The following is a 24,516-nucleotide window of genomic DNA, read 5'->3' as shown; positions in this document are numbered from 1 at the left end:
AGTTAAAATAATAACGGCACTATGTAAATATCTGATATATTTGTTTTGAACAACTAACCTCATTTTCATTTCCTAAGATTCATGGCACGATTAAATTTATTGGAAGAGACACGTTACGAGAAGTTACCGGTAAGCGTATATAGCAACCAGCAGGAAGCCTCGGTAGCGGTAGCGAACCGGATAGCAGATCTGATCCGCGCGAAACAAGCTAAAGGCGAAAAAGCGGTATTAGGGCTTGCCACCGGTGTAACCCCGATAGGGGTATATGCCGAACTGGTAAGGCAGCACAAAGAAGCAGGCTTGAGCTTTAAGAATGTGATCACTTTCAACCTGGATGAGTACTACCCCATGAAGCCCACAGCAGCGCAAAGCTATGTGACTTTTATGTATGAAAACCTGTTCAGCCATATTGATATAGATAAAGCCAATGTGCACATCCCGGATGGTACACTGGATAAAGAAGCCGTAGCAGGCTACTGCCTGGCTTACGAAAAGCAGATAGAAGAACTGGGCGGCTTAGACCTTCAGATCCTGGGTATCGGTCGTACAGGTCACATCGGCTTCAACGAACCGGGTTCTGCACCAAATTCAGGAACCAGGATGGTAACGCTTGACGATCTGACCAGGAGTGATGCTTCAAGGGATTTTGGTGGTAAGGCGAATGTGCCAACCAAAGCGATCACGATGGGGATCGGTACTATTTTCAAAGCCAGGGAAATCATCCTGATGGCCTGGAACAAGAAGAAAGCACCGATCATCAAGAAAGCGGTAGAAGGAGAGATCTCGGGCGAAGTACCTGCAACCTACCTGCAACTATCACAACATGTAGAGTTTGTACTGGATGCAGATGCTGCATCAGAACTGACCAGGTTTGATACCCCGTGGCTGGTAAAAGATTGCGTGTGGGATAACCAGTTAAAGAAAAAGGCTGTGATCTGGTTAGCCAATGAGGTTAACAAACCGGTACTGAAACTAACGGAAGAAGATTACAATAACCACGGCATGGCGCAACTTGCAGTAGAGCAGGGCCCGGTATACAATATCAACATTGATATTTTTAACCAGATTCAGCATACCATCACCGGCTGGCCGGGTGGCAAACCGAATGCGGATGATTCGCAAAGACCGGAAAGGGCACTGCCTGCTAAAAAGAGAAGTATCATTTTTTCACCACACCCGGATGATGACGTAATCTCGATGGGCGGTACCTTTATCCGTTTGGTAGACCAGGGGCATGATGTACACGTAGCTTACCAAACATCAGGCAATACCGCCGTTTGGGATGATGACGTGCTAAGGTACATGGAGTTTGCTATCGATTTCACAAAGAGCATCGGCGAAGACACCGCTCATCTTCAAAAGTCATATGAAGATATGCGTGCCTTCTTCCCAACCAAACAACCAAACGAAATTGATACCCAGGAAATCAGAAACGTAAAAGGCTTCATCCGGAAAACGGAAGCGATTTCAGGCGCAAGATACGCAGGCTTACAGGATGATCATATCCACTTCATGGCACTACCGTTTTACGAAACCGGTAAAACGAAGAAGAACTCGGTAGGTGAGGAAGATATTCAATTAACCATCGACCTGCTTCAAAAAGTAAAACCACAGCAGATCTTCGCGGCAGGTGACTTTGCAGATCCTAACGGTACGCACCTGGTGTGCTTCAAGATCATCTTAGCTGCACTCGAAAGATTAAAAGGCAAAGAAGCCTGGGTAGAAGATTGCTGGTTGTGGATGTACCGTGGCGCATGGCACGAGTTTGAAACACATGAGATAGAGATGGCAGTACCATTGTCGCCGCAGGAGGTGATCCGCAAACGTAACGCTATTTTCAAACACCAGTCGCAAAAGGACAGGCCTGTGTTCCCGGGCGATGATGCAAGGGAGTTTTGGGTACGTGCAGAAGACCGCACCCGCGACACCGCCCAGCGTTATGATCGTCTTGGCCTTGCGGAATATGAGGCCATGGAAGCGTTTAAACGATATATGTTTTAAGGATTTATAGAACCTCATTGTCTTGTGGAAGCAGGCAATGGGGTAATAATTGAAGGCCATGTGCGATTTCCTCCCTTGGGAGGGTGTAGGGAGGGGTTTCATCGATTAGCCTTGTTTTTGACAGGGTGTATAAACCCCTCCCTGCCAATGCACATTCCAAACGCACCCCTCCCAAGGGAGGGAATTTCTTTAATGTAGCCTATGACCTCAACCATAACCGAAAAACCAAAACGGCTTCTTTCCCTTGATGTATTCCGGGGCATTACCATCGCCATGATGATCCTCGTTAATGATCCTGGCGATTGGGGACATATCTATGCACCGCTCGAACATTCTAAATGGAACGGTTGTACACCTACCGACCTGGTTTTTCCTTTCTTTTTGTTTATGGTTGGCGTATCGGTTATATATGCCATGGAAAGTAAAAAGGCTACGGTATCGCATAGTAAACTCATCCTGAAGGCGCTGCGCCGTACTGTGATCCTGCTGCTGATCCCCTGGATAACTCAACTGATCTTTCACCCCGATACCGGGCTGGCTCATTTACGTTTGCCAGGTGTGTTGCCGCGCATAGCCCTGGTATATTTCATCAGCACGGTGCTTTATCTCAAGACATCGCAAAAAACGCGCGACTGGATTTTTGCCGGAGCGCTTATAGGTTATTTTATCATCATGACCTTTATCCCGGTACCGGGCGTGGGTTATGCCAACCTGGAGCCCGAAACCAATATGGGGGCATGGATAGACAGGCTGGTATTTACGCCCGATCACCTCTGGCGCGAATCGCATACCTGGGACCCGGAAGGTTTGCTGGGAACTATTCCCGCCGTTGCCACAGCCCTGTTTGGCATTAGGGTGGGCAGCTGGCTAAAACGTAGGGACCGCGATGACAACATCAAAACTAACTGGATGTTTGTTTACGGAATAATCGCGGTTATAGCAGGCTTGTTCTGGGATTTGTTTTTTCCTATTAACAAAGCCTTGTGGACAAGTTCCTTTGTGCTTTATACCGGCGGCCTGGCAACCATTGGGCTGGCTTTATGCTACTGGCTTATTGACGTACAAGGGTGCAAACGCTTTACTTATCCCTTTGTGGTATTTGGTGCAAATGCCATAACAGCTTATGTGCTGTCGGGCTTTATTCCGCATTATATGGGGATGATTAAAATAAACGGCTCATCTATTTATCAAACTTTTTTTGCTCCTTATTTTTCACCTGTAAATGCTTCGTTGATTAGCGCTATATTTACGGTACTCATTTTATGGGTAGTGATGTGGGTGCTCTACATCAAAAAGATCTTTATCAAAATTTAATATGAACCTAAAACTTAAACTTATCGCATTAACAGGAATCATCCTGTTTTCTTTTTCAAGCTTAAAAGCGCAAACAACCACTCAAACTATTACCCAATCACATTTAAAGGCCGCTGAGCAATTGTTAGTTTCTATTGGTATAGATAAACAGTTTGGCGGAATGATGGATAATATCATTAGCACTTCAAGTAGTCAAATGCCTGCAGAGCAGCGTGCCAAATTCATTGATGTGATGAAAACCTTTATGAACAAATACTTTACCTGGGATTTGCTTAAAGATAAGATGGCAGCTATTTATGCTGAAGAATTTACTGAAGATGAACTTAATCAGATTTCTGTGTTTTATAGCTCACCGATAGGACAAAAAGTAAGCTCAAAATTGCCTGCGTTAATGCAAAGGGGGATGATGGTTGGCCAGAATGCCGTTGCAGAACATAAAGATGAGCTAACACAAATGATGCAGGATGCTTTTGGTTCTTCTAACCAGGCTCCGGCTAATCAGGCTCCCGCTAAAAAACCAGCCTCAAAATCAGCTACAAAACATTAATTTTCATAACAATACTTTGTAACTAAGACTTTCGTTTTGCATCTTAGTACCCTGACTATTTAAACTTTATAATGAACCTGAACAAATACGTTCCGCTGGCCCTATTGGCTTTAACACTTTCGGGCGGAAGTGCTTTTGCACAAGTAAAAAAGAAACCTGTTCCGTCGCCTAAAAATAAACCCGGCACCCAGGCCATTGCTGCCAAGAGCGATATATTACCGGTTGACAAGGATGTGATCATTGGTAAATTACCCAATGGCTTAACTTATTATATCCGTGCCAATGTTGAGCCTAAAAGCAGGGCCGAACTTTACCTGGTTAATAAAGCCGGTTCTGTTTTGGAAAATGACGATCAGCAGGGCCTGGCCCACTTTACCGAGCACATGGCTTTTAACGGTACACGCGATTTTCCAAAAAATCAGATGGTTGACTACCTGCAAAAAGCAGGCGTAAAATTCGGCGCCGATTTAAACGCTTACACTTCATTTAACGAAACTGTATATCAATTACCTCTGCCAACTGATACCGTCAGCGTGTTTGAAAAAGGCTTTAATATACTGGCTAACTGGGCCGGTTATGTAAGCTTTGATCCTGCCGAAATTGATAAAGAGCGGGGCGTTGTTTTGGAAGAAGAACGTCTTCGTGGCAAAAATGCCCAGGAACGCCTGCAACAGCAAACATTGCCCGTGCTGCTTAACAACTCAAGGTATGCGCTGCGCTTGCCTATAGGTAAAGAATACATCCTGAAAAACTTTAAGCCGGAAACCATCAAAGCTTTTTACCAGGATTGGTATCGCCCGGATTTGCAGGCTGTTGTTGCCGTGGGCGATTTTGACCCAAAACGTGTTGAGGCGCTCATTAAACAAAACTTTTCACAGCTTAAAAACCCGGCCGCCGAAAAGCCGAGGACAAAATATTCCGTACCTGCAACACCGGGTACCGCGGTAAAAATTGTTACGGATCCCGAGTATCCATACACTGTTGCACAGATAATTGTAAAACATCCCGGCACGGTTACTAAAACTACCGGCGACTACATGCAGCAGGTAAGGATACAGTTGTTTAACCAGATGCTTAACTCGCGCATAAACGAGTTGCTGCAAAAACCTAATCCACCGTTTTTATATGGCCGTACCAGCTATGGTAATTTTATTGGCGACCAGGATGCGTATACTTCACTGGTTGTCGCCAAACCCGGCGAACTTGAAAAAGCGGTTAAAGCCGTAGTGGCCGAATCTGAACGCGCCCGCAAATTTGGTTTTACCCTTACCGAACTGGAACGCGCCAAGCAGGATGCACTGGTTGGTATTGGGAATGCTTACAGGGAGAGGGATAAAACCCCTTCGGCAAATTTTGTACGTGAATACCAGGCTAACTTTTTGACCGGCGAAGCTATCCCGGGTATTAGCTATGAATACAATTTTTATATAGGCAATATCTATAAAGTAAGCCTGGCCGATATGAATGCTATGGCCGGTAAATTTATCAGCGATCAAAACCGTGTGGTGGTAGTACAGGCCCCGGATAAAGAAAAAGCTAATTTGCCCGATGAAAAAACCTTGCTCAACTGGATTGCCACAGGCGGCCAAAATGTAACTGCCTATATTGATAATGTATCAAGTGACCCACTGCTGGCCAAAGTTCCTGAAGGTACTAAAGTTGCTAAAGAAGAAACAGATGAGGCCCTTGGTACAACCACGCTTACTTTAGGCAATGGTTTAAAGGTGATCTTAAAACCTACTGAATACCGTAACGATCAGATCCTGATAAACGGTTATGCTTTTGGCGGTACATCACTGGCAAGTGACGATGAATTTACGTCGGCAAACCTGGCTTCATCTATCATCAGCGGTAGCGGTATAGCGCAATTTAACCAGGGTATGCTTGATAAAAAACTGGCCGGCAAAAACCTGAGTATTTCGCCGTATATCAGTGAGTTCGCACAGGGTATTTCGGGAAATACCTCACCAGCCGATTTTGAAACAGCCCTTCAGTTGATTTACCTGTACTTTACCCAGCCGCGTAAAGACAAAGACATCTGGGATGCCAACATCGATCAAACCAGGTCTATATTGAGTACCCGCGGGCTTGATCCTGGAAGTGTTTACCAGGATACGGTATCGGCTGTATTAAGTAACTATAATTTCCGTGGTATGGTAACTACCTTACCAAGGTTAAATGCGGCAACACTTGATAAAGCTTACGATTTTTACAAAAAACGCTTTGCCGATGCCAGTGGTTTTACCTTTACACTGGTGGGTAATTTTAACATAGAAACAATTAAGCCATACCTTGAGCATTACCTTGGCGGTTTGCCCTCAACCAACAGCAAGGAAACTTACAAAAACATGAATATTGAGCCGCCTGCAGGATTGATCACCAAAACGGTGAATAAAGGGGTAGGTGAAAAAAGCACAGTACAATTGGTTTTTAGCGGCGATTATGATTACAATGAAGCTAACAATATCCAGGTAGATGCGCTGGAAGAAGTACTGAACATTAAACTGATTGAACGGCTACGTGAGCAGGAAAGCGGTGTATATGCTCCCGGGGTAAGGGCCGGCTATCATAAAATTCCGGGAGGCCGTTACACTTTTACCATATCTTTTGGTTGCGCACCCGAAAATGTGGATAAGCTGATCAACGCTACCATGGAGGAGATAGCCAAAATTAAACAGAACGGCGCCTTACCGGCAGATATCCAGAAATTTGTTGCCGAAGAAGCCCGTTCAACCCAGCAGCAGCTAAAGCAAAACGTTTTCTGGGCAGGATATCTTGCCTCTACATCGCAGAACGGCGAAAATCCTGATCAGATCCTGGGGCATGTAAGCAGCCTTGAACAAATAACCCCTCAAAGCACCAAAGATGCCGCCAATAAATACCTGAGCGGTAAAAATTTGATTAAACTGATATTGATGCCCGAAAAGAAATAAGGATAGTCGATATCATAATAAAGAAGGCCTTTCCGTTTTGGGAAGGCCTTCTTTATTTGTAGAGACGCATCACATTTGCGTCTTCCGGAGGACAAGCGGCTTTGCTTAATTATCGTGATTTGTATGCCCAGGACGCAACTATGTGTTTCTACGTCGAAAACAATCAATGCATATTCAAATAAGCCACTGCAGTGTTATTGGCTTTATGCACTACCACGCCAACGCAACGGCCGCTACCACCTATTTCAAAAGAGATCCCTTTAGCCAAATCAGTATAAATCTGCACCTTATCGCCATTGTTGGTGTAGGTAGAGGTTGGCTTTAATGAATAATATTTTTGAATATCCTGTTTGGGTGAACCTACACCTACGCCCTCGCGGGTTTTAAACCGCGGCGATGTTATGAGGATCTTTTGTATATGACTTATTAATTCATCCTTACCGCCCATGTTGCGGTGCGAAAAAACTGCGGTACGATAACGGGTAATATCATGTTTGGCAAACCAGACCATCAATGAACTGCCCATGGCCGCGTCGGAGCTATCAGGCTTGCCCAATTGCTTTATCACATTTTGCACATCATCATTTAAAATAATATGCCCGATGCTTTTGCCGGGAGTTATCAGCCAGTCCGAGTGAACGGTGTTGGCCGTGTTAGTATCGAGTGCCATGGTATGGTGGACGGAGGTATCGTTTTTATTGCCTGAATGCTGGCCTGTGGTATCCCTGGGTATGTGATTGGTATCGGCTAAAGTTGTTTCTTTTTTTGAATTGTTGCCGCAGGCCAAAAGGCAGATGGCTATCGAAATGATTATTAAGCTATTTCTGATCGTCATATAACCATAACCAATTTAATAGTTATTTTGTTGGCTCGATTATTTGTGCAATAACCAAACAACAAAAATTTTGTTAACAGGATAATGACAAGCAAAGGCCAACAGGTTATACAGCAATGGTACATGGAAAAAAATTGGGAGCAGTTCCCTTTCCAGGCCGAAATGATGGAGGCGTACCTTGGCGGCTATTCAGGCTTGTTGAATGCTCCCACTGGCAGCGGTAAAACTTTTGCCCTGTTCCTGCCTTTTTTAGCGGGGTTCATCAACACACATCCCGATACCTATAAAACAAAACAAAATAACGGTTTGCTGATGCTTTGGATAACGCCATTACGGGCGCTTACCAACGATATCCGTAAAGCCATGCAGGAAGCCTGCGATGAGATAGGTTTACCATGGCGCATAGCTACCCGAACCGGAGATACCCCCGCTGCCGAAAAACAGGCGCTCAAAAAAAAGCTGCCCGAAGTGCTGCTCACCACGCCGGAAAGCTTGCACCTCATGCTTGCCCAAAAGGAATATCCTAAACTGTTCAGTCAATTGCAGGTGGTTGTGATTGATGAATGGCACGAGTTGCTGGGTACGAAGAGGGGAGTGCAGGTGGAGCTGGGTTTGTCCAGGCTTAAGGCCCTCGCTACAGTTTGCAGTGGGCAGTTTACAGTGGGCAGTAATAATCAGTTTGTAGTGGACAGTTTGCCGTTTGCAGGGAATAGGGTGCCAAACGAGAGTGTAAACGGAACCAAAAACTGCCAACTGCCAACTCAAAACTGCCAACTCAAAATCTGGGGTATCTCCGCAACCATTGGCAATCTTGAACAGGCTGCCGAAGTTTTATTAGGAAATGATTTCCCGCCGGAACAGGTTAAAATGGTGCGCGCTAACCTGGAGAAAAAGCTGGATATCCGGTCTATTATTCCACAGAATATTGAAAATTACTCCTGGGCGGGGCATATCGGGTTAAAGCTGCTGCCCGAGGTGATGGAAATAGTTGCCAAAAGTAAAACCACACTGATATTTACCAATACCCGCTCTCAATCGGAGATCTGGTACCATGCCATTTTGGATAATTACCCCGAGTATGCGGGCATCATGGCTATGCACCATGGCTCATTGGATAACGAGCTGCGCAACTGGGTAGAAGCCGCCCTGCATGCCGAAGCGCTAAAACTGGTAGTATGCACCTCAAGTTTGGATTTGGGGGTGGATTTTAGGCCGGTAGATACCGTAGTGCAGGTAGGAAGCCCGAAAGGAGTAGCACGATTTATGCAGCGCGCGGGGCGAAGCGGCCACCATCCGGGAGCGACATCTCTGGCCTATTTTGTACCCACGCACTCGCTCGAGTTATTGGAGGGCGCGGCGCTGAAGGAAGCTATTAAGAATAAGATTTTTGAAAGCCGCGATCCGATGCTGCTTACCATGGATGTGCTGATCCAGTACATGGTGACACTGGCCGTGTCTGATGGTTTTTACGCCGACGAGCTTTTTAAGGAGGTTAAAACCACTTATGCCTTTGCCGATTTGAGCAGGAACGAATTTGGACAATTACTTGATTTTATTACCAGCGGCGGTAAAACACTTGCCCAGTATGATGAATTTTTAAAAGTTGAGGTTGAAAACGGATTGTATAAAGTAAATAGCCGCAGAGTAGCCATGCGGCACCGGCTTAGTATTGGTACCATTACCAGTGAATTAAGCATCCGAGTAAAATGGCTCAGCGGCGGTAGTCTGGGTACTATTGAAGAGTCCTTTGTATCGAAGTTAAAACCCGGTAATACTTTTTGGTTTGCAGGCAGGAGTTTGGAGTTTGTACGCGTGAAGGAAATGACAGCCTACGTTAAAAAATCCAACTCAACCAAAGGCATCATTCCGAGTTGGAACGGGGGACGCATGCCGCTGTCATCGCAACTGGCTGCCGTGTTCAGGCTTAAGCTGGATGAGGTGGCGCATGGAATTGAAAAAGATGTAGAAGTTAAAGCTTTGAAACCGCTTTTTGATTTGCAGCAGCAATTATCGCACTTACCGCAAAGCCATGAATTTTTGATCGAGTCATTTAAATCGAGAGAAGGGCACCATTTGTTGTTTTATCCTTTTGAAGGGCGGTTGGTTCACGAAGGTATGGCATCGCTGCTGGCTTATCGCATCAGTAAAATAAGGCCTGCAAGTTTTTCTATCGCCATGAATGATTACGGTTTTGAATTGCTTACCGACGAAGATATACCTATTGAAGAAGCACTGGAAGATGCCGGTTTTTTTTCGATAGATAACCTGATAGATGATATTCAGCACAGTTTAAATGCCAATGAAATGGCCCGCCGCCGTTTCAGGGATATAGCACATATTGGAGGTTTAGTGTTTACGGGTTATCCCGGTCAGCAGGTTAAGAATAAGCATTTGCAGGCATCAACTTCATTACTGTTTGAAGTTTTCAGCGAGTATGAGCCGGATAACTTACTGGTACGCCAGGCCTATAACGAGGCTTTGGCCTTTCAATTGGAAGAGTTCAGGCTAAGGGCTGCTTTGCAACGGATCCAAACACAAAATATCATTTTGAAAGTGATTGAGCGACCAACACCTTTCGCCTTTCCGATCATGGTTGACAGCCTTGGCCGGGAAAGACTGACTACCGAGACCATGGAAGAGCGCATAGCCAAGATGGCCCGCAGCTATGGTGCCGAAGGTGTTCCGGAACCAGCAGAACGCAAAAGCAGGAAGCCGGGAATTACAAGGAAGAAAGGGTTTTAAATAATGAAAAACAAAAGCAGGCCAGCTGTATGCAAAGCAAACAGGTAGCCCCCTCTTTTTTCTATCTTTTTACCCTAACAAAATCTCCTGTTCTACGTTGATCTCCTTTAAAAAATATTCATCGTGCGATACAACGATGAGCGTTCCCCGGTAATCGTTAATAGCTGCTGTTAAAATTTCGATGTTTTGAATATCGAGGTTATTGGTGGGCTCATCCAGGATGATCATATCTGGTGCCTGGTTGCTGATGGTTAATGAACAGAGCATCAGCCGCATTTTTTCGCCGCCGCTCAGGGCGCTGCATGGTTTATCCCAATACTCCTTAGTAAACAAAAACCTGTTGAGGCGAATTTTGATGTCATGTTCCTGCAATACGCCCGAATTATATTCTTCCGCCTGTTCATAAACACTGAGCTTATTATTGATGAGTGAATAATCCTGGTCGATATAAATGGCTTTGACCGCCGCAAGTTCAATTGTGCCGGATTGTGGTTTCAGTGAGTCCAGCAGCATCTTTATCAGCGTTGTTTTGCCCGAGCCGTTTGCCCCTTTGATCACCAGTCTTTCGCCGCTGGCGATTTGAAAACTTAACGACGGGGTCCAAAGCTGCTGATCTTCGTATCCAAAGTTAAGGTCCTTAGCGGTAATCAGTACCTTCCCTTTATGAAGTGTCGAATTGTCAAAACCCATCTTCATTTTATCAATATCCGGCAACCGTGTACGCAGCTGGCTTAGTTCCTGTGCGATAGCATCAGTTTTTTCGGCATGGACACCCTTCATCTTCGAGGTGCTTTTTTCGGCGCTGTTTTTAAGCGTTTTCATCATGATGGTTGGCACACCGGCTTTTTCCTGTTTCTTTTTACCGCGGGCATCCAGCTTTTGCTGCCGTTCAATTGATTCCCTTTCTGTTTCCTTAGCCTTGCGGAGCGCTTTCTCCTTGCTTTTTACATCCTGGTTCAGGGCATCGCCCTCCATCATTTTTTGTTCGGCATAAAAATCGTAATCTCCGCCGTAAACGGTTATACCTCGCTTGCTAAGTTCGCAAACCGTAGTAAGTAAGTTGAGTAAGGTACGGTCGTGACTAACCACCACCAGCGTATTATTGGTTGATTGGATATAATTATACAACAGTTCCCGGCTTGTGTTATCCAAATGGTTGCTCGGCTCATCCAGCAAAACTATTTCGGGGCGATGAATGACGATGCCTGCTAAAAATACTTTTGTTTTTTGCCCGCCGCTAAGCGTGCCCATTTTTTGCGAAAGATCAATATCCTTAAGCTGCCAATGGATAAACGCTTCCCGGCAGCGCTCCTCAATGGCCCAGTCGTCATTGAGCAGGGCCATATTTTCATCGGTAACATTGCCCTCAAGGATCTGCTTTAAGGCATTTAGTTTATCCGCTATTTGCAGGGCTTCGGCAACGCTAAACGCATTGTACTGTCCAAAAATCTGGGGCACATAATATGGTTTCGCACCGGTTTTTACCACGCCGCTTGCGGGCTGTAAGTTTCCGGCCAATATTTTAAGCAGGGTTGATTTCCCGGTGCCGTTGTTGCCTATGAGGGCTATTTTATCGTTTTTATTAACTACGAGATCTATACCGGCAAATAAAAGATCACGGTTAGGGTGTATATAAGTGATATCGTGCAGAATAAGCATAATTTCTTTCTTTAAAGCGTGAATAATTACAGCGTGTGTTGTGGTGACGGCGCTGTTTATTTGTTCTGAAAGAAATTATTTATCACATAAAGGGAATGGTTGTTTACCGCGGCAAAAATAATAAAAATGGTTGAAATGCAATGAGGGAGATATTCCATCCTCTTTCTACCAGAAATCAGCTTAAAAAAAGCCTTCGAACGTCAGTTCAAAGGCTTAATTCTATATCAATCTTCCGACAAAATTATTTGCCGATCTTCTGTACTTTAAAATCTTCAAACTTTACATCAAAGCTTTGTTTGCCGGGCGCCGCCGCCACCATTCCTATCATCGCTTTTACATTGGGCGGAAAATAAGCCAGGCGGAGCATATCATATTTTTCACCATCGAACGAATATTTGATTTCTACGAAATCGCCTTTGCGCAGCAGTTTCAGCCAAACCGATTTGGGACTGTCATGCCTCGGCACTACCGACCAGTCCGAAACTTCGCGGGTAACTACAGCGCTTACGTTTTGCACGCCGTCAACATATTCAATTCCGGTTTTTATCCAGTTTTTGTTATCTATCCTTACCATTAACCCGGCCTGGTGAAACAGCTCTTTGTAGGCCCCGGTAATTTTTACGTTGGCTTCAAAATCACCTTGCTGTTCGGTAAAATAAAATGGACCGTTATCCCTGATAAAGCCATAGTGTGTTACCCGCCAGTAGTCGGTTGCGGGGTCAACGGTCATGTGCAGCGTACTGCCTTCTATTAATGATTTTTGAGGTTTACTGTACCACTGCATACTGTTTAAATTTTGTGCGAAACCAAATTTGCTGAGCAGGGCAAATAAGGTTAAAAAGGTTAGTTTTTTCATGGAGGTAAATTTATGATAATAAAGAATGAAGGTCGTTTTAGTTTATAAACTTTTACTTCGTTGGCCGGGTCACGCCACGCCATATAAGGCCACAGAGGGAGTGATATTACTAATTTTTAAAATAGGCCTGAAGACATCCAGAAACGTGATTTGGAATCTTTAGCTTCAAGGTTTAGACGGAAACTGAGCAGGCAAATGGCTGAAGAAAAATCAGCCCAAAATCAAAGTAATAACCACATGGAGTATTTGTAATCTTTCGCAAAAAAACTGAATAGTTGTTTGACTGTGGGCTAATCGTCAATTTTTTAGAACAGCAGGTCTTATAGTTAAAAATTCAGGAGATTTACTTCTTAAAAGATTTGCTTATGAACCTCGCATTAGATCAAAAGGTAGCTGTTGTATTGGCGGCAAGTAAAGGATTAGGGAAAGCCTCGGCAATGGCGTTATCAGCAGAAGGCGCTAAAGTCATCATCGGTTCCCGGAACGCGGCAGAACTTAACGAGGCCGCAGAAGACATCAGCTCAAAAACGGGCAATAAAGTGGCCTGCTTCCCGGTAGACGTCAGCGATAGCGAGCAATTGGCTTCGTTTATAAATCGGGCGGGCAGCATATACGGACGGATAGATATATTGGTTAATAACGCCGGCGGGCCACCTTTCGGAAAGTTTGAGAGCTTTGACGACACACAATGGCAGCAAGCCTATGAACAAAACATGCTCAGTTTCGTTCGCACATCCAGGTTGATATTGCCGTTCATGAAAACGGCAGGCAGCGGTCGTATTATCAATATCGTTAGCGGTTCCGTCAAGTCCGTATTGACCAACTCAGTGCTGTCCACCGCAATGCGTATGGGCGTAGTTGGTACGGCAAAAATGCTTGCCGACGAATTAGGCGTTTACGGAATTACCGTCAATAACATTGCGCCGGGCCTTATTCTGACAGATCGGATCAGGCACACACTGCCCCAGGACGTAGACCCCGAAGAGGCAATTAGGGAAAAAGCTAAAAGCATTCCGCTCGGACGCATTGGTAAGCCAGAAGAGTTTGCAGCCCTGGTAGCATTCCTTTCATCTGCCCAGGCGGCATACATCAGCGGGACAACCATACAGGTAGATGGAGGCGCCAGCCGCGCTATTTTTTAATAAAGTTCGAACTTATTGCCTGTATGTAATATCGAACCACTCATCTACTTGTATGCAATTGCCGCGCTTGATGGCCCGGTTAATGGAATGATTGAAGTTGATTTAAACCCGGCAATATTTGCCCATCTGTTAAAGTCGGCAAATGTGTAATCAAACCCGGTGCCTGTTTCAATAAGCATATTCAAACTCATCATCATTCCAAAAACATTTTGCTTCCGCTCGCTATCTATTATGTTTTCGATAGCTACAAATGCTCCGTTGGCGGGGAGCGCGTCATAAGCTTTTTTCATTAATGATATTTTATTTTTCTCGTCCCAATCATGCAGGATATTTCCCATTACAACAATATCTGCATTGGGTATCGGCATAGTGAAGAAGTCGCCGCTTGCTGTTTTTACCTGGTCGGATAGCCCGAATTGCTGTATAGTTGCGTTTGCAACGGGTTCAACCGGCGGGAGGTCAAAACTGGTGCAACGCATATGAGCATTATGCCTGGCAACCATCAATGAAAGCAGCCCGGCCGAACCGCCTACATCAATCAGCGTTTTGTATTTGGTAAAATCAAATTTTTGAGCAAAGGCCATAAAGTTCCCCATTTGAATGCCACTCATTGCATTAATAAACCCTTTCAATTTTTCAGGATCTGAATATATTAGGCCAAAAAAATCCTCGCTCTTTTTTATTTCATTTTGCGGAAGCCCGGTAAGCAGCCCTTCGCCCAGACTACCCCAAAATGTATATAAACGATTGTCCATCATTTCAAGGATGCCGCCAATGTATGATGGCTTGTTTTTATCTAAAAATGTGTCTGTGTCGAGAGAATTTGAATAAATAGCCGTATCCAAAATACCTTCACGCTTTAAAAAACCAAAAATGGTTAACGCATCTAAAAAATCGTAAACATTCCTGTCGGTACATTTAAGCCCTAAAATGTTTTTGATGTCGCTGGCTTTCATGGTTTTCTTTTCGGCAAGTCGGGTGAACAATTGAAAACTTACGGCAGTTAAAAGGATTTTTGAGGCCCAAAATCCTGTGCCAATTTTCATAATGTTTTCGGGTGATGGCTGGTTAGGTTGCTGTTCCATTTTTTAGTAATTATCGGTTTAAAACTGGTGATGCCTTTCGGCGAATTCTACCCGGGCGGGAGAAATTAATTATCTAAAATACAGGTATTTAATTTAAGAAGAAAGAGGAATTGATAATTATGAAGAATGTATTTATGTTAATTGATTATACCTTTTTCTGTTCGGGCCGAATGGGGAGATGGCATGATAATTTTTTGCGAAGAGAATGAGCTGTGCTTCCGGCAAAAGGTGATAAAGCATTGCTGCAAACTGCTATGAGCCTATTCGTCGACACAATCACATCATTCATCGTCACATTGGCACAAAAAATACGCGGATTTGTTCCCTCAATAAACAAACTTTTTAAATTATGAAAAAGCTATTTTTATTTACCGCAGCCCTAAGCCTTATGCTCTTTTCCTGTAAAAAGGATAGCACAAATAACGGGGGTACCGCCCACGTGACCGTGAAAATGACTGATGCACCCGGCGCTTTTGATGCCGTGATCCTGAATATCAAAAGTGTGATCATTGTAACCGATAAGGGTGAACAAACGCTCAATGTGGATGGAGGCGCCGTTGATATTCTGCGGTTCCGTTCGGGCCGTGATACTGTGCTGGCCGACCAGGATATCCCAGCAGGGACCATCCAGCAGGTGCGCCTGGTGTTGAACGACAGTGGTAACCGCGTGATTGTAGCCGGTGTGTCATATGACCTGACCACGCCAAGCGGTCAGACCTCAGGTGTGAAGCTGAACGTTCATGATAAGCTTACCGCCGGTATTGCCTATACTATGCGTTTGGACTTTGACGCCGCGCAATCCGTAGTACTTACCGGTAACGGCAAGTACATCCTCAAACCAGTGATCCGCGCAATTGCCACTGCCGCTTCAGGTGCACTGACCGGTGTAGTTAGTCCTGCCGCATCCTCACCGAAGGTATATGCTATTACGGGTGCCGACACCATTGGCTCAACTACAGATGCCACCGGTAAATATTATTTCCCTGGCCTGGCAGCGGGCAGTTACCAGGTGAAATTTGTGCCGGTTAGCCCCTATGCCATCAAAACAGTAACCAACATTTCGGTAACAAACGGCACCGTCACTGATATGGGAACGGTGAACATTACCCAGTAACCCTGCTCTATCATTAAAAGGAAACAGCGGAGATTCAGCGGATGGTTAGATGATCTCCGCACCGTTAACCTATATCTTGTAAAAAGCCTTTGATCTTCAGATTAAAGGCTTTTTAGTTGAAATTTGGCCTCAGTGAGGATATTTCTAAGCTCATAGCTTGCAGCGTTTCCTAAATTGGGCTATTTGCTATTTATTTTTTTGATATAGGTGGACTGCAAATCTTCAACATCGGTATAGTCAATCGCGGTTCGATAGGGTCTCTTCATACTTCCTGCTATAATTCTATGTCTTTCGCTTATCTTTGCGCGCAATTCAATTTTAGCATACAGTGATCAATGTCAACAACATCTCCGTTTCATTTGGCGGAACCACCTTATTTAGTGACGTAACCTTCTCCATCAACGAGAACGATAAGATAGCCCTGATGGGTAAGAATGGCGCAGGCAAGTCGACCATCCTCAAGATCATCGCCGGCGCAGCCAAACCTACTACAGGCAACGTAACCGGACCAAAGGACGCGGTAATAGCGTATTTGCCGCAACATTTGCTTACCCAGGATAACGTTACCGTTTTTGAGGAAACGATGAAAGCTTTTGACGAGGCTAATCAGATGCAGAAAGAGTTGGACGAAGTGAATGAGCAGCTTAACATTCGTACCGATTACGATAGTGACGACTACCTGAAGCTGATTGAACGGGTATCGGAGCTGAGCGAAAAAGTTTATTCGCAGGAGGAGGTGAATTATGATGCGGAGGTAGAAAAGGTATTGAAGGGCTTGGGTTTTGAGCGCAAGGATTTCACCCGCCAAACTTCCGAGTTTTCGGGCGGATGGCGCATGCGGATCGAGCTGGCCAAAATTCTGTTAAAAAAACCAGACCTGATCTTACTGGATGAGCCCACCAACCACATGGATATTGAGAGTATACAATGGCTGGAAGATTTCCTGGTTAACTCAGCCAAGGCAGTTATGGTTATCTCCCACGACCGTACATTTGTGGATAATATCACCAACCGTACCATCGAGGTAACCATGGGCAGAATCTACGATTATAAAGCCAAATACACCCATTATCTTCAGCTGCGTGCCGACCGCCGGGTACATCAATTAAAAGCATACGAAGAACAACAGCGTTTTATAGCCGATAACCAGGAATTTATAGACCGGTTCAGAGGCACGTACTCCAAAACTTTGCAGGTACAATCCCGCGTAAAAATGCTCGAAAAGCTTGAGGTCATTGAGATAGATGAAGTGGATACTTCGGCATTGCGATTGAAATTTCCGCCATCGCCACGTTCCGGTCAGTACCCGGTAATAGTTGAAGACCTGACAAAAACCTATGGTGACCATGTAGTGTTCCAAAAGGCAGCCATGGTGATTGAGCGGGGCGAAAAAGTGGCTTTTGTTGGTAAAAACGGTGAAGGCAAATCGACCATGATTAAAGCTATTATGGGCGAGATTGATTTTGAAGGAAGTTTAAAAGTAGGTCACAATGCCAAGATCGGGTACTTTGCCCAAAACCAGGCAGCCTTATTAGATGAGAATTTAACGGTATTTGAAACCATTGATCAGATCCCTTTGAGTGATGGCACGGTAAAGATCAAAGATCTGTTAGGTGCATTTATGTTCAGCGGCGATGATACTACGAAAAAGGTTAAGGTACTTTCGGGCGGAGAGAAAACACGTTTGGCTATGATCAAGCTACTGCTGGAACCTGTAAACGTACTGATCCTGGATGAGCCAACCAACCATTTGGACATGAAGACCAAGGATATCATCAAAGATGCTCTAAGAGATTTTGACGGAACACTGATCCTGGTATCTCACGACCGTGATTTCCTTGATGGACTGGTACAAAAAGTATTCGAGTTTGGCAATAAACGCGTGCGTGAACACTTTGAGGACATCAAAGGGTTTTTAGCGTATAAGAAGATGGATAGTTTGAAGCAGATTGAGCAGGGGTAAAATTTTTATTGCTTTGATGAATAAATAAAAGCCTGCAAATCAACATTTGCAGGCTTTTATTTATTTTAATAGCCGTTAAAATATGAGAGCCGAATACCTTTTCAGAGGATACAAGCAATGTGATTAAAAGTTAATTCAAAAACGGACATTATTTTGTTCGCTTTCGATACAGTTTATACTTGAAATATCAGATAACATTTTGCTGGTTAGATAATTGCGTTTCTGGATCGTGAATTGAGATTTTGTATTAGTTGAAAACCTATACGTTTCATATTACCCTTTATGATCTCGCCTTTTTCGGAATGCTATTCATCGCATTTACTTTGGCGTTCCTCCTATTGTTCGTTAGGAGAGGCAATCAGTTAGCAAACCGTTTTTTGGCAATTCTCGTTACTATAGCAGCGTTGTGGATGGGGCAAATTGTTGGGATAGGTAGTAAACTCTTCAGCTATAATCCGATTTGGAACTTGCTGCCCCTGCACTATTCACTGGCGCTGGGGCCTCTGCTTTATTTCTACGCACGAAGCATAATTTATCCTAAACAAAAACTCAAACGCCAGGATTTACTACACTTTGTTCCCTCGTTGCTGGAATTAAGCTTTTATCTTTTACAGGCAAACAAAGCCCTTAAAACAGGGCTGATAAATTACAATTCACTTCTATTTCAATTATCAAACTCTGGCATTCATTTTTTAACATTCATCTCGGTCATTGTTTACTTATACCGATGTTATATTTTGAGCCAAAACTTTTATAAGGAAATGAAATTCAATGGCGGGGACCGGTACCGGCACGAGTTTCGATGGCTTCAAAACCTACTTTCGGGCTTGGGGTTAATATGGTTGCTGTGGATACCTTTTACGGTTGCCGACTATTGCTTTTACCGTTACGAATTAAGCGTTCAAGCCTATTATCCCATCTATTTTCTCTTGATGGTGACTTTGATATGTATGGCAGCCAGGGCATTTTTAAGACAGGAAATTGAAGTACAGTCAACCGCTGTTTTAAATTTAACGCCTTTGCTAACATCGGATCTTAAGCAAAAAGGAATCTGGCTTAAAAGGGTTGTTGAACAGAACCGGTATTACGAGGACCCTGAATTAAGTTTAAGTTCTCTTGCAGAAAAGCTGGGCATTACCGCACACGAACTATCGCGGATCCTCAATCAGGCGCTAAAAAAAACCTTTAATGATTTCATCAATGCGTACCGTGTTAGGGCGGCGACCCGTAAAATGCAAGACCCTGCTTATGATCATATAACCGTTCTCGGAATCGCTTTTGAATCGGGCTTCAATTCGCAAAGTAGCTTTCACCGTATTTTTAAGCAGCTAACCGGAAAAAGCCCGCTTGAATATAAAAATCACCTTCAAAAAGTACTCCCATCTTATAACCTGGGAGGTAGCAACCAACTTGCGCCGTTAATTTTGAGTCATGATCCGCTAACTAAGTGGTCTGCTTACAAATTAAATCGCAACAATATGTTTGAAAATTATTTCAAAGCCGCATGGCGAAATTTAAAAAAGAATAAGGTTTATAGCTCCTTAAACATTGTGGGTTTGGCGACAGGTATAGTTAGTGCCTCGCTAATTTTTATGTGGGTTGAAGATGAATTGAATTTCAACCACAATTTCGCGAAGCGCGACCACTTGTATCATGTTATGCAAAATGAAAAAAGCGATGCAGGCATAAATACTAACGGTTCAACGCCGGGGCCGCTCGCTGCAGCTTTGAAAGCGGAGATCCCCGGGATTGTTAATAGCGGGCGGCTCAGTTGGGCAATGGATGAACTTGTTGTATTAGGTGAAAAAACTGTTAAAGAAAACGGTATGTACGCTGATCCTTCGGTACTTTCTATGTATTCGTTAACCTTTATTTATGGGGACCTTACAACAGCATTGAACAATCCTAATGATGTGGTAATCAGTGAGACCATGGCCCGCAAATTTTTTGGTAACAGTAATCCAGTTGGGAAAACCATCAGAATGAATGCTAAAGGAGCATATAGCGTTGACGGGCTTTATAAGATTACCGGTGTATACAAAGATCTGCCTGCAAATTGCTATTATCATTTTCAATGGCTTTCTCCGTATACCACATGGGAAAATGCAAATACCTGGTTAAAGCCCTGGGGCAATAACCTTACAGAAACCATTGTTGAGCTATCGCCAACGGCCGACACTGCAACCATTAATAAAAAATTAAAAACCTATTTAGCCACTAAAGTTGATAAAGCAACCAATCAGTGTTTTTTGTTTAGCATGAATGACTGGCATTTGCGAAGCAATTTTGTAAACGGCATGCAAAACGGAGGCAGTATAAAGTACGTAAAGCTTTTTTCAATGATAGCAATTATTGTTCTGCTTATAGCCTGCATCAATTTTATGAATCTATCCACAGCACGTTCGGAGCAGCGTGGTAAAGAGGTAGGCGTGCTTAAGGTCATAGGAGCAAACAAGGTAAATTTAATAGGAAAATTTATCAGCGAATCAATGCTGATGTCATTTATTGCAATAATAATGGCCGTAGCCCTGTTGTACATATTAATGCCATTTTACAATAACCTTGTACAAAAACAGCTATCAGTTAACTTGTTTGGCCTTACCCATCTCGGGGGACTGCTGGGTATCGGTATAATAGCCGGGATTGTTGCCGGACTTTATCCGGCCTTTTATTTATCGTCATTTAATCCGATAACAGCTTTAAAAGGCATTAAAGTAAAAAGCGCCGCAAGTGTTATTTTTATTCGCAAGGGGCTGGTGATCATACAATTTGCCTCATCCGTTATTTTGATTATATCCACTATAGTGGTTTACAGGCAAGTTCAGCATATAAAGGAAAGAGATTTGGGTTATAATAAGAATAACCTCATTTATATGGATATGCAAGGCAACATGAAAGACCACTTCAGCACCATAAAAAACGATCTTACTGCAACGGGGTATGTTGAAAACGTAGCAACAAGTTTACACGATGCATTGCACGTATATAGTGTTGGCGACGGCTTTAGTTGGCAGGGAAAAAATCCAAATGCTAAACTTGCAATTCATTCAAACGTGGTTAGTGCTGAATACGTGAAGACCATGCATATGCAATTGGTTGAAGGGCGGGATTTTTACCCCGGTATGGTGGATAGTACAAGTGTGATTATCAATGAAAGCATGGCCAGATTGATGGGTAAAGAAGGTAAACTTGGAAGCATAATAGCCACGGGACGATACAAACTATCCATAGTTGGCATAATTAAAGATTTTATATACAATGATGTATATGGAAGTGGGGCCCCTTTAGTAATGTTTAACGGTAATTATTCAGCCACTGTGATGGCCTTGCGCTTTAAACCAAACGTAAACTTGTCGAAGGGGTTGGAAAAAACCCGTGAGGTAATGATGAAGGAAAACCCGGGTTTCCCCTTTGAATTCAGGTTTGCCGACAAAGATTTTAATGATCTGTTTTCCTCCGAAACGCTTATTGGTAGCCTTGCAGGATTGTTTGCCATGCTCGCCATCTTTATTTCCTGTTTGGGCTTATTTGGATTGGCTGCATATACGGCCGAACGCCGTACAAAAGAGATTGGTGTAAGGAAAGTACTCGGCGCATCTGTTACAGCACTAACCGGTTTACTGGCTAAAGAATTTCTGCAATTGGTAACTGTTTCATGTGTTATTGCTTTTCCGGTAGCATGGTGGTTGATGCACAACTGGCTGCAGAGCTATACATACCGGACAACAATACAATATTGGATGTTCGCCATAGCTGGATTTGCCGCTTTAGCCATTGCGCTGATTACCGTAAGCTTTCAGGCGATAAAGGCTGCAATGGCTAATCCGGTGAAAACACTCCGTTCTGAATAGGCTTGTACCAAAAAGAACGATTGCATAGCTTAATCTACGGGTAAAAGTTAAGGCAATCAGGGTTTATAATAAATGATGTTAAAATGGTCATTTTACCAAAACTAAAAAGCCTGTAAATTAAACATTTACAGGCTTATGATTGCTCTTGAAATAAGTATACGTGGTCCCGACGAGAATCGAACTCATATCTAGAGTTTAGGAAACTCCTATTCTATCCGTTGAACTACGGGACCGTTTAAAAATCAGCCTCAAAAAAGACCGATCTTTTATTTAGTTTGCAAAGGTGCAATTTTTCATTGAAAAATCACACCCTAAAATTCAAAATTTAAAAACTGCTCATTTGCGCATCTTCGCACCTGAAGTCTGCACATTTAACGAATTACTGCGCCATTGTGGAAATCTTCAGTAGGGGCAACAAAGCTCAGCTTGCCTTCGCTGTTTTCGGCCATCAGGATCATGCCTTGCGATACAATGCCTTTGATCTCCCTTGGCTCCAGGTTTACCAGGATGCTCACTTTTTGACCGATGATGTTCTCCGGCTCATAATATTCGGCAATGCCTGATACTACGGTGCGTTCGTCGATGCCTGTGTCAATAGTCAGCTTCAGCAGTTTTTTAGTTTTGGCAACCTTTTCGGCTGCTAAAATGGTACCGGTGCGTATATCCATGGTAGCAAAGGTTTCGTAATTAACGTTTTCCTTTGCGGGCAACACATCGGCCGATTTTAGTGGAGCTACTACCTTTTTATCTGCAAGTTTTTTAAGCTGGGCTTCTATCACATCATCCTCTACCTTTTCAAACAACAATGCAGCCGGGTTTAACTGATGGCCGTTGTTAAAATACATTTCCTGGTCATAAGCTATCGGCTCATTAGGCAGGTTAAGCATAGTAATGATCCTTTTAGCTGTAGCGGGTAAAAAGGCCTGCGCCACGGTAGCGAGGTGACCAATCAGCACCAAACAGTTGTGCAGCGCTTCTTTAGCAGCGGCAGGATCTGTTTTAATGGTTTTCCATGGTTCTTTTTCGGTTAGGTAACGGTTACCTAAGCGGGCCATATCCATTACAGCCTGCAAAGCCTGGCGGTAGCGGTAAGCTTCAAGGTTCTTCTCTATCTCGTCGTAATATTCGCCGATGCCGGTGCTCAGGGGTGCGTCGGTAAATTCTATCTTTTCAGTATCAGCCTCAATTTTACCACCGTAAAACTTGTGCATCAATATCATTACCCGGTTCACAAAGTTACCTAATATGGCTACCAGCTCGTTGTTAACACGGGCCTGGTAATCTTTCCAGGTAAACTCGCTGTCGCTGGTTTCGGGTAGGATGGAGGTTAGTACATAGCGTAATTCATCCTGTTTGCCCGGAAACTCTTCCAGGTACTCGTGCAGCCAAACTGCATGGTTGCGTGAGGTAGAAAGCTTATCGCCTTCTAAATTCAAAAACTCGTTGGCTGGCACGTTTTGCGGCAAAATATATTCACCGTGTGCGTGCAGTATGGATGGGAAAATAATGCAGTGGAATACGATATTATCTTTGCCGATAAAATGCAATAAGCAAGCATCATCCTGCTCGTCGGCCTGCTTTTTCCAGTATAATTTCCAGTCTTTTTTGTTGTCGATGGCCCATTGTTTGGTAGCCGAAATATAGCCGATAGGCGCATCCATCCACACGTAAAGCTTTTTGCCTTTGGCTTCGGCTAATGGAACGTCAATGCCCCAGTCAAGGTCGCGGGTCATGGAACGCGGTTGCAGGCCCGATTTAAGCCATGATTTACACTGGCCAAAAACGTTAACTTTCCAGCTGCCTTCTTTGGCATCTATCCATTGCTCCAACCACGGTTGATATTTATCCAGCGGCAAGTACCAGTGCTTGGTTGATTTAAGCACGGGCGTTTTGCCACTCAGGGTCGAGATCGGGTTGATGAGGTCGGTAGGGCTAAGGGAGGTGCCGCAGCGCTCGCATTGGTCACCGTAGGCATTTTCGTTACCGCAATTAGGGCAGGTACCGATGATATAACGGTCGGCCAAAAACTGCTGATAATCTTCGTCAAAATACTGATCCGAGAATTTCTCAACAAACTCGTCCTTTTCATACAGGTTCAGGAAAAACTCCTGGCTCAGCTCATGATGAATAGGCGACGAGGTACGGTGATAAATATCAAATGCGATACCGAACTCTTCAAAACTATCTTTTATCTGTTTGTGGTATTTGTCGATAATGGCCTGCGGGGTAGTATCTTCTTTTTTGGCTTTGATGGTAATAGCAGCACCGTGCTCATCCGAGCCGCATATGTACACCACGTCCTTCTTTTTCAGCCTTAAATACCGCACAAAAATATCTGCCGGCAGGTAAGCACCGGCAAGGTGACCGATATGTAAGGGGCCGTTGGCATAAGGCAGGGCCGATGTAATGGTGAATCGTTTATATTTGTTGAGTTGTGACATTAAATATCGCCTTGGTAAATAGTGTGCAAAGAT

General features: G+C 44.0%; 14 protein-coding genes and 1 tRNA gene. 9 read left to right on the top strand and 6 right to left on the bottom strand.

The genetic code is table 11. The features are described 5' to 3' along the window. The first annotated feature begins 81 nt into the window (after nt 1-81). The 4 genes from nagB to ABIC84_RS15370 all read left to right on the top strand — a co-directional run bounded on the left by nagB (nt 82) and on the right by ABIC84_RS15370 (nt 6,795). Nucleotides 82-2,001 (top strand): glucosamine-6-phosphate deaminase, encoded by a 1,920-nt coding sequence (gene nagB, locus ABIC84_RS15385; protein WP_429264101.1) that lies wholly within the window; start codon nt 82-84, stop codon nt 1,999-2,001. Between the two features lie 201 nt (nt 2,002-2,202). Then, nucleotides 2,203-3,315, top strand: coding sequence for an acyltransferase family protein (locus ABIC84_RS15380; RefSeq protein WP_429264100.1), 1,113 nt, complete (start codon nt 2,203-2,205; stop codon nt 3,313-3,315). Between the two features lies 1 nt (nt 3,316). Next, nucleotides 3,317-3,862, top strand: coding sequence for a DUF2059 domain-containing protein (locus ABIC84_RS15375; RefSeq protein ID WP_429264099.1), 546 nt, complete (start codon nt 3,317-3,319; stop codon nt 3,860-3,862). 71 nt (nt 3,863-3,933) lie between these two features. Beyond that, complete coding sequence (locus tag ABIC84_RS15370) at nt 3,934-6,795, top strand: M16 family metallopeptidase (protein ID WP_429264098.1); 2,862 nt, start codon at nt 3,934-3,936, stop codon at nt 6,793-6,795. 163 nt (nt 6,796-6,958) lie between these two features. On the opposite strand, the gene ABIC84_RS15365 is transcribed toward ABIC84_RS15370, so the two are convergent. Then, nucleotides 6,959-7,630 carry a hypothetical protein gene (locus ABIC84_RS15365; protein WP_426582462.1) on the bottom strand — a complete coding sequence of 224 codons (672 nt, stop codon included), beginning with the start codon at nt 7,628-7,630 and terminating at the stop codon, nt 6,959-6,961. Between the two features lie 84 nt (nt 7,631-7,714). Here ABIC84_RS15365 and ABIC84_RS15360 point away from each other — a divergent pair, with 84 nt between their 5' ends. Next, nucleotides 7,715-10,372, top strand: a complete 2,658-nt coding sequence (locus tag ABIC84_RS15360) for a ligase-associated DNA damage response DEXH box helicase (RefSeq protein WP_429264097.1) — start codon at nt 7,715-7,717, stop codon at nt 10,370-10,372. 69 nt (nt 10,373-10,441) lie between these two features. On the opposite strand, the gene abc-f is transcribed toward ABIC84_RS15360, so the two are convergent. Together abc-f and ABIC84_RS15350 are read right to left on the bottom strand one after the other, a co-directional pair. Further along, entirely contained in the window at nt 10,442-12,031 is a 1,590-nt protein-coding gene (gene abc-f, locus ABIC84_RS15355; RefSeq protein WP_426582458.1) for a ribosomal protection-like ABC-F family protein, read from the bottom strand. A gap of 241 nt (nt 12,032-12,272) precedes the next feature. Then, nucleotides 12,273-12,887: a DUF1349 domain-containing protein gene (locus tag ABIC84_RS15350; protein WP_429264096.1), complete on the bottom strand. Its 615-nt coding sequence runs from the start codon at nt 12,885-12,887 to the stop codon at nt 12,273-12,275. A gap of 365 nt (nt 12,888-13,252) precedes the next feature. Here ABIC84_RS15350 and ABIC84_RS15345 point away from each other — a divergent pair, with 365 nt between their 5' ends. Next, nucleotides 13,253-14,029 carry an SDR family oxidoreductase gene (locus ABIC84_RS15345; RefSeq protein WP_429264095.1) on the top strand — a complete coding sequence of 259 codons (777 nt, stop codon included), beginning with the start codon at nt 13,253-13,255 and terminating at the stop codon, nt 14,027-14,029. Between the two features lie 44 nt (nt 14,030-14,073). Here the strand turns inward: ABIC84_RS15345 and ABIC84_RS15340 are convergent, their stop codons facing one another. After that, nucleotides 14,074-15,114, bottom strand: coding sequence for a methyltransferase (locus ABIC84_RS15340; RefSeq protein WP_429264094.1), 1,041 nt, complete (start codon nt 15,112-15,114; stop codon nt 14,074-14,076). Nucleotides 15,115-15,463: 349 nt separating this feature from the next. Between ABIC84_RS15340 and ABIC84_RS15335 the strand changes: the two genes are divergently transcribed. The 3 genes from ABIC84_RS15335 (at nt 15,464) to ABIC84_RS15325 (ending at nt 22,042) form a co-directional block, all read left to right on the top strand. Beyond that, complete coding sequence (locus ABIC84_RS15335) at nt 15,464-16,228, top strand: DUF4382 domain-containing protein (protein ID WP_090534736.1); 765 nt, start codon at nt 15,464-15,466, stop codon at nt 16,226-16,228. A gap of 328 nt (nt 16,229-16,556) precedes the next feature. Further along, nucleotides 16,557-18,191, top strand: coding sequence for an ABC-F family ATP-binding cassette domain-containing protein (locus tag ABIC84_RS15330; protein ID WP_429264093.1), 1,635 nt, complete (start codon nt 16,557-16,559; stop codon nt 18,189-18,191). Nucleotides 18,192-19,141: 950 nt separating this feature from the next. Beyond that, nucleotides 19,142-22,042 carry an ABC transporter permease gene (locus ABIC84_RS15325; protein ID WP_429264092.1) on the top strand — a complete coding sequence of 967 codons (2,901 nt, stop codon included), beginning with the start codon at nt 19,142-19,144 and terminating at the stop codon, nt 22,040-22,042. 161 nt (nt 22,043-22,203) lie between these two features. On the opposite strand, the gene ABIC84_RS15320 is transcribed toward ABIC84_RS15325, so the two are convergent. After that, nucleotides 22,204-22,275, bottom strand: a tRNA-Arg gene (locus ABIC84_RS15320). A gap of 138 nt (nt 22,276-22,413) precedes the next feature. Beyond that, the gene (metG, locus tag ABIC84_RS15315; protein ID WP_429264091.1) at nt 22,414-24,483 is read right to left on the bottom strand and encodes a methionine--tRNA ligase; all 2,070 of its coding nucleotides are present in this window, start codon (nt 24,481-24,483) and stop codon (nt 22,414-22,416) included. Nucleotides 24,484-24,516 lie beyond the last annotated feature (33 nt).

The organism is Mucilaginibacter sp. 3215, assembly GCF_050433785.1.
Lineage (GTDB): Bacteria > Bacteroidota > Bacteroidia > Sphingobacteriales > Sphingobacteriaceae > Mucilaginibacter.
This window is presented reverse-complemented; position numbering and strand designations above follow the sequence as displayed.